The sequence below is a fragment of the Deinococcus koreensis genome, from assembly GCF_002901445.1.
Classification (GTDB): domain Bacteria; phylum Deinococcota; class Deinococci; order Deinococcales; family Deinococcaceae; genus Deinococcus; species Deinococcus koreensis.
In genome coordinates this window covers 986,155-999,466 of sequence record NZ_PPPD01000001.1, presented here as the reverse complement: position 1 = coordinate 999,466, position 13,312 = coordinate 986,155, and the positions used below count along the sequence as shown (strand labels likewise).

At 70.5% G+C, this 13,312-nt stretch carries 10 protein-coding genes; 6 read left to right on the top strand and 4 right to left on the bottom strand.

The window, feature by feature from the left end; genetic code table 11:
- Positions 1–79 precede the first annotated feature (79 nt).
- Together CVO96_RS04730 and CVO96_RS04725 are read left to right on the top strand one after the other, a co-directional pair.
- Positions 80–1,033: a hypothetical protein gene (locus CVO96_RS04730; protein ID WP_103310904.1), complete on the top strand. Its 954-nt coding sequence runs from the start codon at positions 80–82 to the stop codon at positions 1,031–1,033.
- Positions 1,030–2,025: a FadR/GntR family transcriptional regulator gene (locus CVO96_RS04725; protein WP_103310901.1), complete on the top strand. Its 996-nt coding sequence runs from the start codon at positions 1,030–1,032 to the stop codon at positions 2,023–2,025. Before CVO96_RS04730 ends, CVO96_RS04725 begins: the two co-directional genes overlap by 4 nt.
- An 88-nt stretch (positions 2,026–2,113) precedes the next feature.
- Here CVO96_RS04725 and CVO96_RS04720 read toward each other — a convergent pair whose 3' ends face one another.
- The 4 genes from CVO96_RS04720 to CVO96_RS04705 all read right to left on the bottom strand — a co-directional run bounded on the left by CVO96_RS04720 (position 2,114) and on the right by CVO96_RS04705 (position 6,293).
- Entirely contained in the window at positions 2,114–2,614 is a 501-nt protein-coding gene (locus CVO96_RS04720; protein ID WP_103310898.1) for a P-loop nucleotide/nucleoside kinase family protein, read from the bottom strand.
- 114 nt (positions 2,615–2,728) lie between these two features.
- Positions 2,729–4,441, bottom strand: a complete 1,713-nt coding sequence (locus CVO96_RS04715; RefSeq protein WP_103310895.1) for a DNA polymerase/3'-5' exonuclease PolX — start codon at positions 4,439–4,441, stop codon at positions 2,729–2,731.
- Positions 4,442–4,571: 130 nt separating this feature from the next.
- Entirely contained in the window at positions 4,572–5,357 is a 786-nt protein-coding gene (locus CVO96_RS04710; protein ID WP_103310892.1) for a histidinol-phosphatase, read from the bottom strand.
- A 51-nt stretch (positions 5,358–5,408) separates the two neighbouring features.
- Complete coding sequence (locus tag CVO96_RS04705) at positions 5,409–6,293, bottom strand: EamA family transporter (RefSeq protein WP_103313302.1); 885 nt, start codon at positions 6,291–6,293, stop codon at positions 5,409–5,411.
- Between the two features lie 196 nt (positions 6,294–6,489).
- Between CVO96_RS04705 and CVO96_RS04700 the strand changes: the two genes are divergently transcribed.
- The 4 genes from CVO96_RS04700 to argC all read left to right on the top strand — a co-directional run bounded on the left by CVO96_RS04700 (position 6,490) and on the right by argC (position 13,301).
- Positions 6,490–8,739, top strand: a complete 2,250-nt coding sequence (locus CVO96_RS04700; RefSeq protein ID WP_103310889.1) for a M14 family zinc carboxypeptidase — start codon at positions 6,490–6,492, stop codon at positions 8,737–8,739.
- A gap of 287 nt (positions 8,740–9,026) precedes the next feature.
- Positions 9,027–9,950 carry an ornithine carbamoyltransferase gene (gene argF / locus CVO96_RS04695; RefSeq protein ID WP_165795356.1) on the top strand — a complete coding sequence of 308 codons (924 nt, stop codon included), beginning with the start codon at positions 9,027–9,029 and terminating at the stop codon, positions 9,948–9,950.
- Between the two features lie 231 nt (positions 9,951–10,181).
- A complete protein-coding gene (locus CVO96_RS04690; RefSeq protein WP_103310885.1) occupies positions 10,182–12,170 on the top strand; it encodes a hypothetical protein in 1,989 nt (662 codons plus the stop codon).
- A gap of 168 nt (positions 12,171–12,338) precedes the next feature.
- Positions 12,339–13,301, top strand: coding sequence for an N-acetyl-gamma-glutamyl-phosphate reductase (argC, locus tag CVO96_RS04685; protein ID WP_103310882.1), 963 nt, complete (start codon positions 12,339–12,341; stop codon positions 13,299–13,301).
- Positions 13,302–13,312: the final 11 nt, after the last annotated feature.

Sequence of the window (13,312 nt, the reverse complement as noted above, 5' to 3'; positions counted from 1 at the left end):
TGAATGTTCAGATCAATGGACTGGGTTCAAACTTTACCGCCCCCTTCCGAGCCTGTTCTTCCGGCCCCCTGGAGCGCCCATGACGGTCACGACCACCCCCGCCCCCCTGAGTGTGCCCCGCGTCCGGCGGCGCATCAGCCTGCGCGTCAAGGCGCTGCTGATCGCGGTGCTGCCGGTGCTGGTGCTGGGGCTGCTGACCGCGCTGATCCTGACCGTGCAGCGCCGCGCCGCCCTGGACGCCATCTCGCGCAACCTGAGCACCTCGGTGGCGGGGCTGCTGGCCTCCACGCTGGACGTGCAGGATCTGAACCTGGTGGAGACCCAGCTGCGCGCGGCGGTCGCCTCGCCCAGCGTGGCCTTTATCGACGTGCAGCCGGCGGGCCAGGAGCTGCGCTTCTTCACCTCCGACACGCCGGACAGCGACTGGTATCTGCGCGCCCGCCTGGACGAGTTCCGGCGTGACCACCCCGGCGGCACGCACCTGCGCCTCACCGACCGCCGCGCCGAGGCCTACCGCGCCGCGCTGGCCGCGCTGGAGCCCGGCACGCCAGAGAGCGTGCGCCAGCACCTGCAGGAGCGGATCGCCGCGTTGGAGAAGGTGCAGGGCCAGACCCAGGCCACCGAACTCACGCAGGTGGAGGTCTACGAGACGCCGCGTGGCCGCGCCCTGCGCTTTCCCGGCACGCCGCAGCCGCCCGGCGCGCTGCTGTTCCGCCTGGACATCGGGGTGACCCTGAACGAACTGGGCGGCGTGCTCGACCGGCAGCTGTATCTGGTGCTGCTGGCGGGCGCCGTGGTGGCGCTGCTGGCCGCGCTGGCCGCCTACCGCGCGGTGCGGGGGCTGGTGCGCGTGATCCTGGCGATCACCGACGCGGCCCACCACGCCAGCCTGGGGCGCCTGCACGAGCCGCTCGATGCCCGGCAGCTGGGCAGCAACGACGAGCTGCACGATCTGGTGACCGCGCTGGAACGCCTGCGGGTCAGTCTGCACCTGGCGCTGAGCCGCCTGCTGCCCGGCGGGAAAGGCCCATGAGCACGCCCGGCACCCCCGGCATGAGCGAGCACTTCGACATGGAGCCGCTGGAGAAGCGCTCGCTGGGTGAACACATCGCGCGGCACATCCAGGGCCTGCTGCTCGACGGCTCGATTCGGCCCGGCGACACGCTGCCCAGCCAGCGCGAACTCGCCCAGCGCTACGGCACCTCGGTGGCCGCCGTGCGCGAGGCGATCTCGATCCTGTCGGCGTCCGGGGTGCTCGACGCCCGCCCCGGACGCGGCACGGTGATCCTGCCCGTGACCCAGCAGGCCCCCAGCATCAACCTCTGGCTGGGCGCCGTGCACGACGAGGCCGAGGCCCACGCCTTCCTCGACACCCGGCAGGTGCTGGAGCACTACACCATCGCACAGGCCGCCCTGCACGCCATGCCGGAACAGCACACCGAGCTGCTGGAGCATCTGCACCGGATGCGCGACGCCCAGGGCGAGCCCGAGGCCTTCATCCAGGCCGACCTCGCCCTGCATATGGCGATCGCGCGGGCGGCCGGCAACCCGGTGGTGCTGCGGCTGCTGCGGGCCATCCACATGCCGCTGGCGAACCTGCTGCGGGCCATCAGCACCGACCTGATGCAGCGCGGGCGCTTTCCGGCGCTGTACACCACGCACGAGCAGATCATCCACGGCATCATCCGGCGCGACCCGGACAGCGCCACGCGGGCCTTCGACCACATGCTCGACCAGACCACCGAGGGCGGCACGCTGGAACGCGCCCTGGGCCTGCCGGATCTGCCGGAAGCGCCCCTGGGCCCGGAGTTCCTGGAAGACCTCCACTGGAACCTGACCCGCCTGATCGGCCCCATGGCCGAGGTGCTCATTCCCGAGGCCGCCAGCGAGCTGGGCCTCGACCCGGACGCCGTGACCCGCAGCCACCTGGGCCGCTATCTGGGCAACCTGGCCCGGCAGCTCCCGGACGGCAAACAGGCCGAATGGCACGCCCTGAGCGGCCTGCTGGAGAAGCGGTACGGGTAAGGGGACGGAAGACAGACCTCTTCAGCTTGACCGGCACGGGGGGAGGGATCGTGCCGAGGGGGGGGGGTGTGGTGGAGGTTGACGCTGGTCATTCAGGCGTTCGCCAGCTGGCCATTTCGTCCTCGGTGGGCCGCTGGAACATGGTTCCGTACTGCTGCAGTTGCTCTGCGCTGATCGGCACATCACCCGCCCCAGGCCGCGCGTTGCGGGCCTGGACCCTGCGCCAGAGTTCTTCATGAGGCACGTCCAGGAATCGGACATCGACCCGCGCGCCCAGCGCCAGCGCCCGGGCACGGTAGTCCTCGCGCTCCGAGCGTGCCCATAAGCCGTAGTCGAGCACCACATTCACGCCCAGGGTCAGGGCCCGCGCTCCCATGTTCCAGAGCAGCGCCTCGACCAGCTCACGCTGATCCCCGAACTCACCCCAGCCGAACAGAGGCATCATCCAGTCGTCCTTCGTGAGTCGCAGGGCGTGATGCTGAATCTCCAGTTCCTTTGCGAGCGTGGTTTTCCCGGAGCCGGGCAGGCCGACCATGATGAACAGGGTTGGTGGCTTCGCTGTCCCTGCACGCTGCCTGGGCTGCCTCATACGGCTCAGCCTAGCGAACCTGCGTCCCGTCCACACAATCAGCGTGGTGCCCAACCACTTCAGGTTCCCGTGCCCGTTCTCGACGTAACCGGGATGGGGCTCATCCCCAGTCGATCAGGACAGACGGGTCGCCCGCTGCCTCGCCACGAACTGCAGGAACTCCGCCTGAGACAGCGTATTCACGACCATCGAAGGCGTCAGCCCGGCCTTGCGCGCCACCATCACGCCGTACTTCGCGTCGCTCAGGCCGCCGGGCACGTGGGCATCGGTGTTGATGGCGAAGGTCAGGCGAGATCGCCAGCGCAGGGCCACGCGCCAGTCGAGATCCAGGCGGTAGGCGTTGGCGTTGATCTCCACGACCGTGCCGTTCGCCTCGCAGGCGGCCAGCACGGCGTCCAGATCGACCGCGTAGGAGGGCCGGCGCAGTTCCAGGCGGCCGGTGGGGTGCCCCAGGATGGTGACCAGGGGGTGCGAGGCGGCGCGGATCAGGCGCTCGGTCTGCCGCGCGGAGTCGAGCGTGAACAGGCTGTGGACGCTCGCCACCACGTAATCGAGCCCCTCAAGCACCTCGTCCGGGTAGTCCAGCGAGCCGTCATCGAGGATATCCACCTCGGCCCCGGCGATCACCGGCACGCCTGCTGATTGCAACTCGCGCACCTCGCGGATGTGAGCCTGCAGCCGCTCGATGCTCAGGCCGTTGGCGTAGTGGGCGGCGCGCGAGTGGTCGCCCGTGCCCAGGAACCCGTGCCCCAGCCGCAGGGTCTCGGCCGCCATGTCGGCCACGCTGGCCGCGCCGTCCGACCACAGGGAATGGGTGTGCAGCATCCCGCGCAGGTCGGCCACCCTGACCAGTGCCTCCGGGGGCGGCAGCGACGTCCACACGTCGTCGTGCTCGGGCTCGCGGTATTCGGCGGGGCGCAGGGGCAGGCCCAGTTCGCGCATCACGTCGGCCTCGCTGGGGGTGTCGAGTACGGCGCCCCCCTTCTTCAGGCCCCGCCCGCTGAGGTCGAAGCCCCGCGCCCTGGCCTCCTCCCGTAGCCCCTCGCGGTATTCGGTGCTCCCGCCCATCATCAGGTCGAGCGCGCCGCGGATGCCGGGCGTGGGGGCGTAGGCGATCTCGACGGGCACGCCGTCCACGCGCCCGGCGAACAGCGGTTTGGGATCGACGGGCGCGAGCCCCTCGACCACGCCGCTCAGGCGGTGGAGCACGTCCTGGGCGCTGGCGGTGACCGTCACCCGCGCGACCCGCACCGTGTCCAGGCCCCGGCGCACGTCACCGGACAGCTCGGGCTCCAGGCCCTCCAGGCGGCGGCACAGCGCCTGGGCGACCTGCAGGCCGGTGCTCAGGTGCTGGCGTTCCTGCGCGCTCAGGGCGAACTCCACCGCCTCCAGGAAGCTGGCCGCACTCTTGGCCCCGAAGCCCTTGAGGCCCGCCACCCGGCCGTCGCGGCAGGCCTCGCGCAGCACCTCCAGCGAATCGATGCCGGCGTCCCACAGGGCGCGGATCTTCTTCGGCCCCAGCCCGCGCACCCGGAAGAGGCTCAGCACGCCCGCCGGAATCAGGCTGGCGGCGTCCTCCAGGGGGGCGAACACGCCGCCCCTGGCGTACTCCAGCAGGTCGGCGGCAATGGCCTTGCCCACCTTCGGAATGCCCGCGAAGCCCGAGGCCACCAGGGCCTCCGCCTCGGCGTCCACCGATTCCAGGGAGCGCGAGGCGCTGCGGAAGGCCTGGGCGCGGAAGGGGTCGTCGCCCACGCCCAGCAGGTCGAGCAGGTCGGCGGTGGTCTTGAGGACGCCGACAAGGGATTTTTTCGTGAGGTCGGACATGGGTTCAGAGTAGCGGGGCTGCAGGAGGGCGGTGAGCTCTGGGCTCTGAGGCGAGCTTCAGCCTCTGAGTTGCTTTCGCTCATAGCCTATAGCTCATAGCTCAGGGCTCACGACACAGAGCTCAGGCCCCCTACCCGTGCCGCCCCCGGCCCTCGTAGGTCACGATCCGGCCGCCCACGTCGTGGATCTGCTTGATGGCGTCGGTGAAGCGGAAGCCGACCTCCCTGGGCCTGTGGGCATCGGAACCCAGCACGAACCCGATGCCGCGCTCGGCGGCGGCGCGGGTCAGGTTCGGGGCGGGGTAGGCCTCGGCCACGGGCTTGCGCCAGCCGGCGGTGTTGAAGTCCAGGCTCAGGCCGCTTTCAGCCACCACGTCCAGTGCGTGCAGGGCCGCGTAGCCGTCGGGGTCGAGGTGGCCGAACTTCTTGGGCAGGTCGAGGTGCCCGATGGAATCGAACAGGCCCGATTTCGCCGCGCCCTCGACCAGCAGGTAGTACTCGCGGTACAGGCCGCGCAGGTCGCGCGAGTCGTATTCGGCCACGAACTCCGGGTTGTCGAAGCCCCAGGCCCCGATGTAGTGGACGCTGCCGATCACGTAGTCCCAGTCGTGGGCATTGAGCACGTTCTCCACGAACCGCTCCGTGCCGGGGTGGAAGTCGGCTTCCAGTCCCAGCCTGACCTCCAGCCGCCCGGCAAACTCGGCCTGCACGGCGGCCACCTCGTCCACGTACTGTGCCAGCTGCTCACGTCGCATCCGCCACGGGGCGTCGTACCAGGAGGGCATGGGCATGTGGTCGGTGAAGCACAGGCCCGAAAGGCCGGCGTCCAGGGCGGCCTGGGCGTACTCGCGGGGGGTGCCGGTCGCGTGGCCGCACAGGGGCGTGTGCAGGTGGGAGTCGAAGAGGGGAGGGGACATGGGCTCCAGGGTAAGCCACCGGATGAGCCCCTGGGCGCCTGGGGCGGCGCCTCAGCTCAGTGCCGCCCGCCGGCTCCGCCACCAGCGGCCGCCGAAGACGTGCAGGCCCAGCCCCACGAACACCAGGGCCGCGCCCAGGGCCTTGCCGGGCGGGAAGCCTTCCTGAAAGACCAGCGCGCTGGCCAGCACGCCGAAAACCGGCACCAGCAGCGAGAGGGGCGCGATCCGGCCCGCGCCGTGGCGCTGGATCAGCAGCGACCACACGCCGAAGCCCAGCACGGTGTTCGCCAGCCCCATGAAGGCGATGGCCGCCCAGAAGCCGGGGCCGGAGTGCAGCAGGGTACGGGTCACGGCGTCCCAGCCGCTGGTCAGCCCGGCCAGCAGGGTCAGCGGCAGGGGCGGGATCAGGCTGCTCCAGATCACCAGCGAGAAGACGTTCGCGCCGCCCGAGGCCCGCACCAGCAGGTTGCTGGTCGCCCAGCCCAGCGCCGCCAGCAGGGTCAGGCCCAGCGGGAGCAGGGGCACGTCGGCGCCGGAGAGGGCCCCGATCAGGGCCATGCCGCCGAACGCCAGGGCCATGCCTAGAGCCTGCCAGGGGCGCACGCCCTCGCCCAGCACGCGGGCCGCCAGCAGGGCGGTGAAAAACGCCTGGGTCTGCATGAGCAGCGAGCCCATGCCGGCGCTCAGACCCAGGCCGATCGCCAGGTAGAGCAGGCCGAACTGCACGAGCCCCACGCTCAGGCCGTAGCCCCACAGCAGCCGGGCGCTGACCGCCGGGCGCGGCACCAGGAACACGGCGGGCAGGGCGGCCAGCGTGAAGCGCAGCGCCACCACCAGCAGGGGCGGGGCGCCGGCCACCGACCACTTGATGACCACGAAGTTCACGCCCCAGATGAAGGTGATCAGCAGCGCCAGGGCCAGCGCGCGGGCGTTCAGCGGGAGCGGGGCGGCGGGTCGCGGGGTCACGTCCGGCGAGTGTACGCCGGCTGCCTGCAGACCATCCGGGCAGGGCGTCCGGGAGGAAGGAACCGCTTCAGGGCGACTTCACGCTGGGCTCATGTTAGATTCAGCCCACGCCACATTCAGCGCCCAGGGCCGTTCAGGTTCTGCCCGCGCCCTATCCGGAGGATTCATGCACCGACCGCTCAGCGTCCCCCTGTTCCTGACCGTCACCCTGCTCCTCGGTGCCTGCTCCCAGACCCCGCCGCCTGTTTCGGCCGGGACGCCAGGCAACGAGGCCCAGCTCTCGGCCGCCACGCCGGCCGAATGCGCGGTGTTCGCCTCCACGCCCAACGTCGTGACCCGCGTGGACTTCAAGACCGACCGCGACTGGATCGACATCGTGAAGACCTTCGAGCCGGTGGGCGGCACCCGGGCCGAGCGCTACGTGCTGCTGGACGTGGGCCGCCCCGACTTCGAGCGGCTGCGCGTGACCGCCCTGGTGCGCGGCTGGACCGTGAAGATCGACGAGGCCGCCACGAAGCAGGCGAACACCCCCTCCAGCATCAAGCCGCTGAGCATTCCCGGCTATTCCTGCTACCGCACGGTCGAGGAGACCTACGCCTCCGCGCAGAATCTGGTCACCCAGTACCCGAATCTGGCGAGCTGGACGAGCATCGGCCCGACCTGGCTGAAGACCCGGAATCAGGGCGGCTACGACATGCAGGTGCTGACCCTGACCAACAAGGCCACCACGGGCGTGAAACCCAAGCTGCTGGTCACGGGTTCCATCCACGCCCGCGAGTACACCCCGGCCGAGCTGACCACCCGCTTCGCCGAGTACCTGCTGAGCAACTACGGCAAGGACGCCGACGTGACCTGGATGCTGGATACCCAGGAAGTCCAGCTGGTGCTGCAGACCAACCCCGACGGCCGCAAGAAGGCCGAGGCGGGGGCGTCGTGGCGCAAGAACGTGAACAACACCAACGCCTGTGCCACCAGCGCCTTCGGCACCGACCTGAACCGCAACTTCTCGTTCCTGTGGAACACCGGCGGCAGCAGCGCCGACCCCTGCAACGAGACCTACCGGGGCCCCTCGGCCGCCTCCGAGCCCGAGACCCAGAACGTGCAGACCCTGATGAGAAACGTCTTCGGCGACCACCGGGGCCCCGCCCTGACCGACGCCGCCCCGAGCGACACCATGGGCGTGTACGTGGACGTCCACTCCTACTCCGATCTGGTGCTCTGGCCCTGGGGACACACCGCGACCGTGGCCCCGAACGGCGTGGCGATGCAGTCGCTGGGCCGCAAGCTGGCCTACTTCAACGGCTACACGCCGGAGCAGTCGATCGGCCTGTATGCCACCTCGGGCACCACCACCGACTTCGCCTACGGTGAGCTGGGCGTCGCGGCCTACACCATTGAACTCGGCACGGCCTTCTTCGAGCCCTGCTCGACCTTCACGGGCACGATCCTGCCGCAGAACCAGGCGGCGCTGCTGTACGCCCTGCGGGTGGCCCGCGCGCCCTACCTGCTGGGGGGCGGCGCGGATGTCCTGAACCTCTCGGCGCCGGCCAGCGTGGCCTCGGGCAACGCCTTTACCCTGAATGCCAGCGCCGACAACACCCGCTTCAACAACTCGAACGGCGCCGAGCCGAGCCGCACGGTCGCCAGCGCCGAGTACACCATCGATACGCCCTTCTGGGACGGCGCGGTTCCGCAGCCCGTGAACGCCGCCGACGGCACCTTCAACGCCTCGGTCGAGGGCCTGAGCGTCAGCATTCCGACCACGGGGCTGAGCCAGGGCCGCCACACCGTCTACGTGCGCGCGAAGAACTCCGCCGGCGGCTACGGCCCGGTCTCGGCCGTGTTCGTGACCGTCACCGCGCCCGGCACCAACGCGGCGCCCACCGCCTCCTTCACCAGAACCGTCAGCGGCCTGAGCGCCACGTTCACCGACACCTCCACCGACTCGGACGGCACCATCGCCAGCCGCTCGTGGAACTTCGGCGACGGCACGACGAGCACGGCCACCAACCCCAGCAAGACCTACGCGGCGTCCGGCACCTATACGGTCTCGCTGACCGTGACCGACAACGGCGGGCTGAGCACCACCACCAGCCAGAGCGTGACGGTGAGCAGCGCGGTCAGCACGACCTACACGGGCACGCTGGCGAGTCGCGGGGCGAACTCCTACCAGCCGGGCACGGGCGGCTTCGCCTACGCGGGCGGCACGATCACCGGCAAGCTGAGCGGCCCCACCGGCACCGACTTCGACCTCTACCTGCAGAAGCTCTCCGGCACGACCTGGAGCACGGTCGCCAGCGGCACCGGCAGCACCAGCACCGAGAACGTGAGCTACGCGGCGGCCAGTGGCACCTACCGCTGGCGCGTGTACGCCTACAGCGGCACCGGCAGCTACACCCTGATCCAGACGAAGTAATCCGTCCCCTCAGTTCAGCCGGTTCCCTCCGCGAGAGGAACCGGATGTTCCCGTCGGCGGGCGTGCATCTTCAAGCAGATCCGGTGAATAAACATGCGGCTTTGAGCCGGATGGATATGGTCTCGCCGGGCCAGCTATACTCCTTGCCTATGACGAAGGCCGCCCGCTCAGCCCGCACTGCACCGAAATCCAGCCAGCCAAAGTCGACCTCGGGCTCTTCAGCTGGTCAGGGGCGTGGGGTGAATAACCCAGCGCTGCTGACCGCCGAGACGCTGCCGGCCCCGGTGATGGCCGGGCGGGATTTCCTGAGCAATCTGGACATGACGGGCGCCGAACTGCGCGCCGTGCTGGACACCGCGCACTCCATGAAGCGCGGCGAGTGGCGCGGCGTGAAGCCGCTCAGCGGTCTGTCGCTCGCGCTGGTGTTCGAGAAGGCCAGTCTCCGCACCCGCACCACCTTCGACGTGGGCATGTACCAGCTCGGCGGCCACGCCATCACCCTGAGCAACACCGAGATCGGCCTGGGCACCCGCGAGCGCGTCAGTGACGTGGCCCGCAACCTGGAGCGCTGGGTGGACGGCGTGATGGGCCGCGTGTACCTGCAGCAGACCCTGCACGAACTGGCCGACCATGCCGACGTCCCCATCATCAACGGCCTCTCGGACATGTTGCACCCGGCGCAGCTGCTGGCCGACTACCAGACCATCGAAGCAGAGTTCGGCAGCGATCTGCGCGGGAAGCGGGTGGTGTACATCGGCGACGGCAACAACCTCGCCAACAGCCACATCCACATGGGGGTGCTGACCGGCACCCAGGTGACCATCGTGACGCCCGTGGGCTACGAGCCCAACGCCGGCGTGCTGATGGACGCCGTGAAGAGCGGCACCGAGATCACCCTGACCCACGACCTGGGCGCGGTGGCCGGCGCCGACGTGCTGTACACCGACGTCTGGATCTCCATGGGCATGGAGGCCGAGGCCGACATCCGCCGCCGCGCCTTCCGGGGCTATCAGGTCACGCCGCACATGCTCGACACGCTGGCCCCGCAGGGTATCTTCCTGCACTGCCTGCCCGCCCATTACGGCGAGGAAACCGTGCCCGAGGCGACCGAGCACCCCAGGAGCCGCGTGTTCGATCAGGCCGAGAACCGCCTGCACGCCCAGAAAGCCCTGCTCTACCACCTGATGGGCAGCCTGCGGCCGCGCTGGTAGACCCGGGCGGCCATCCTGCAGACTCCCACCCCCGGACGGGGGTACAGTGGTCGGGTCAACGTCTCCGGCCCCTCTGTCCAGGGGGCGCTTTTGTAGGGCGCCGTGCCTGCTCTCAGGCGCTGCCGGCCTTCGTTGCTACCCTCCTGCCGGCCTGCGGGCCGCTGGACGGGTACCCGCGCCGCGGCCTGATCGCACGCCCGTTCATGCAGAGATGGCACGAGAGGAGACGCTATGGGGACGGACTGGAAGTGGCTGCCGGCCGCCGCGCTGAGCCTGGCGCTGGTGGCCTGTGGTGGTGGAACCCCTGACCCGCTGGCGGGGGATTCGGGGGCGGGGGACTCCGGGGCGACCCTGAGTGCCCAGGTGCTGGAGGTGCCGCCCACCCTGCGGGAACTGTCGGCGGCGGGGAGCACCTCGCTGCAGGCCGGGGCGCCGGATGGCGGGGCCCTGCAGAATCCTGAACTGCGCGGCAGGAAGCTCCTGGGCGCGCCGCCGGCGCCGGTGCTGGGTGCACAGGCCCTGAGCGGCCTGGACTTCGATTTCAACCGCCGGCTGCCGCAGACCCGGCCCGGCAAGGGCGTGGCGCCGCGTGGGCTCGGCGCCCTGAAGCTCACCCCCCAGCCCGCGCTGCAGCGCAGTTTCGACGGCCTGAACCACCGCGACACCCGCACTGCGAACGGCGGCCGGCAGTTCAGCAACGAGCCGCCAGATCAGGGCCTGTGCGTGGGCAACGGCTTCGTGCTGGAAACCGTGAACAGCGTACTGCGGGTGTTCGGCACCGACGGCGCGCCCCGCACCATTCCGGTCGATCTGAACACCTTCAACGGCTACCCGGCCGCCATCATCCGCGGGCCGGCGCCGGTCTTCGGCCCCACCACCTTCGACCCCAGCTGCCACTACGACGCTGCCAGCGGCCGCTGGTTCCACCTGACCGACGTCCTGGGCACCAACCCTGCCACGGGCGCGCTGACCGGCAAGAACTCCCTGGATCTGGCGGTCAGCCGCACGGGTGATCCGACCGGCGCCTGGACGATCTACCGCCTGGCCGCGCACAACGACGGCACCGACGGCACCCCGGCCCACAGGGACTGCCCCTGCTTCGGCGACTACCCGCACCTGGGCGTGGACGAGCACGGCGTGTACATCACGACCAACGAGTTCTCGCTGGTCACCGGCGACTTCAACGGGACGCAGATCTACGCCCTGCCCAAGGCGCAGCTGGTGGCGGGCGCCGGCACGCTGAATATCGTCAGCTACGACCTGGCCGCCAGCCCGATCCCTGCCTTCACGCTCATGCCCTCCCGCTCGCCGGACGGCGAATTCGACCGGGGCACCAGGGGCACCGAGCATTTCGTGAGTTCCCTGGCGGTCTTCGAGGACAGCGGCGCCAGCGACCGGCTGGTCGTGTGGGCGCTGACCAACACCTCGTCGCTGAACGCCGGCCGCCCCGCGCTGACGCTGAACGCCAGCGTGATCCGCGTGCAGCCCTACGCCGTGCCGCCGGCCGCCACCCAGAAGGCCGGCAACTTCCCGCTGGGCCAGTGCATCAACGACACCACCCTGCCCACCCCCCTCGGGCCGGGCTGCTGGCGGAACCTGCTGGCCACCGAGCCCCCGCACACGGAGGTGCTCTCGCCGCTGGACGGCGGAGACAGCCGAGTGCAGCAGGTCATGTACGCCGACGGCAAGCTCTGGACGACGCTGGGCACCGCCGTGAACGACGCCGGCACCGACCGGGTCGGGGCGGCCTGGTTCGTGCTGCGCCCGCAGACCAACAAGAACAAGGCCGACGCCGTGGTGGTGAACCAGGGCGTGCTGAGCGTGCCGGGCAACAACGTGCTCTTCCCGGCGGTCGCCGTGACCTCGGCCGGGCGGGGCGCGGTGGGCGTGACCCTGGTCGGCCCGGATCACCACCCCAGCGCCGCCTACTTCGGCATCAGCAAGGACGGCGTGAGCCCGCTGGCCATCGCGGCGGCCGGCCGCGGCACCCAGGACGGCTTCAGCGGCTACCGCGCCTTCGGCGATCCGCCGCGCCCGCGCTGGGGCGACTACGCGGCCGCCGCCAGCGACGGCGCGAGCATCTGGCTGGCCAACGAGTACATCGCCGCCGACTGCACGCTGGCGCAGTATGCCGCCGCGCCCTTCGGCTCCTGCGGCGGTACGCGCACCACCCTGGCGAACTGGGCCACCCGCATCACGCAGGTCATTCCCGGCAAGTAGGCGCCTTTCTCTGCAGGACGGAGCCGCCCCCGGGCGGCTCCGTCCTGCCCTGCTGCCCTGGACAGAACTGGGCCACCTGGACAGGGCCGCCTGGGTCGTCCAGCCCGCCGCATACTGGACAATGGACGGATGAAGAGGTTCGTTCCCGGATGAGAGGCGAGTACACCCATGACTAAACCCCAGATCTTCATCGACGGCGAGGCCGGCACCACCGGCCTGCAGATCCGCTCCCGGCTCGCGGGCCGCCCGGATCTCGACCTTCTGAGCATCGACCCCGCGCGGCGCAAAGATCCGGTCGCGCGCTCGGAACTGCTGAACGCCGCCGACGTCTCGATCCTGTGCCTGCATGACGACGCGGCGCGCGAGGCCGCGCGGCTCACGACCAACCCGGCGGCGCGCCTGCTGGACGCCTCCACCGCGCACCGGGTCAATCCGGCCTGGGTCTTCGGCTTTCCCGAACTGGACGCCGATCAGCCCGGGCGCATCCGCTCGGCCCGCCACGTCGCCAATCCCGGCTGCTACTCCACGGGCGCGATCTCGTTGCTGGCTCCGCTGACCGCCGCGGGCCTGCTTCCCGCCGACTTCCCGGTGTCCATCCAGGGTTACAGCGGCTACAGCGGCGGCGGCCGGGCGCTGGTCGAGGCCCACGAGCAGGGTCAGGCCCACCCCATGCGCGGCGCGTTCCTGGGCTACGCCCTGGGGCTGAACCACAAGCACATTCCCGAGACAATGCGCTACGGCGGCCTGACCCGCACGCCGATCTTCACGCCGAACGTGGGCGGCTGGGCGCAGGGCATGACCGTGACCATCCCGCTGCATCTGCGCGAGCTGGGCACCACCCCGGAGGCCCTGCACGGGGCGCTGCAGCAGCACTACGCCGGGCAGCGCTACGTGCGCGTGGTGCCCATGAACGAGAACCCCGAGACCCTCGACCCGCAGGCGCTGAACGACACCAACGACCTCGAACTCTTCGTGTATCCCAGTGCGGACAGCGGGCGCGTGGTGCTGGCCGCCCGGCTCGACAACCTGGGCAAGGGCGCGGGCGGCGCGGCGGTGCAGAACCTGGAGCTGATGCTGGGCCTGGGCGGCCATTCGGGCGCAGCCCGGATCGAGCGGAGCGAGTCGCCGTGACGGGAGCGGCC

Bases quoted from the DNA above. Each gene is read 5' to 3' on its own strand.
- CVO96_RS04730 (WP_103310904.1), top strand. From the start codon at position 80: ATGACGGTCACGACCACCCCCGCCCCCCTGAGTGTGCCCCGCGTCCGG.
- CVO96_RS04725 (WP_103310901.1), top strand. From the start codon at position 1,030: ATGAGCACGCCCGGCACCCCCGGCATGAGCGAGCACTTCGACATGGAG.
- CVO96_RS04720 (WP_103310898.1), bottom strand. From the start codon at position 2,614: ATGAGGCAGCCCAGGCAGCGTGCAGGGACAGCGAAGCCACCAACCCTG.
- CVO96_RS04715 (WP_103310895.1), bottom strand. From the start codon at position 4,441: ATGTCCGACCTCACGAAAAAATCCCTTGTCGGCGTCCTCAAGACCACC.
- CVO96_RS04710 (WP_103310892.1), bottom strand. From the start codon at position 5,357: ATGTCCCCTCCCCTCTTCGACTCCCACCTGCACACGCCCCTGTGCGGC.
- CVO96_RS04700 (WP_103310889.1), top strand. From the start codon at position 6,490: ATGCACCGACCGCTCAGCGTCCCCCTGTTCCTGACCGTCACCCTGCTC.
- argF (WP_165795356.1), top strand. From the start codon at position 9,027: ATGGCCGGGCGGGATTTCCTGAGCAATCTGGACATGACGGGCGCCGAA.
- CVO96_RS04690 (WP_103310885.1), top strand. From the start codon at position 10,182: ATGGGGACGGACTGGAAGTGGCTGCCGGCCGCCGCGCTGAGCCTGGCG.
- argC (WP_103310882.1), top strand. From the start codon at position 12,339: ATGACTAAACCCCAGATCTTCATCGACGGCGAGGCCGGCACCACCGGC.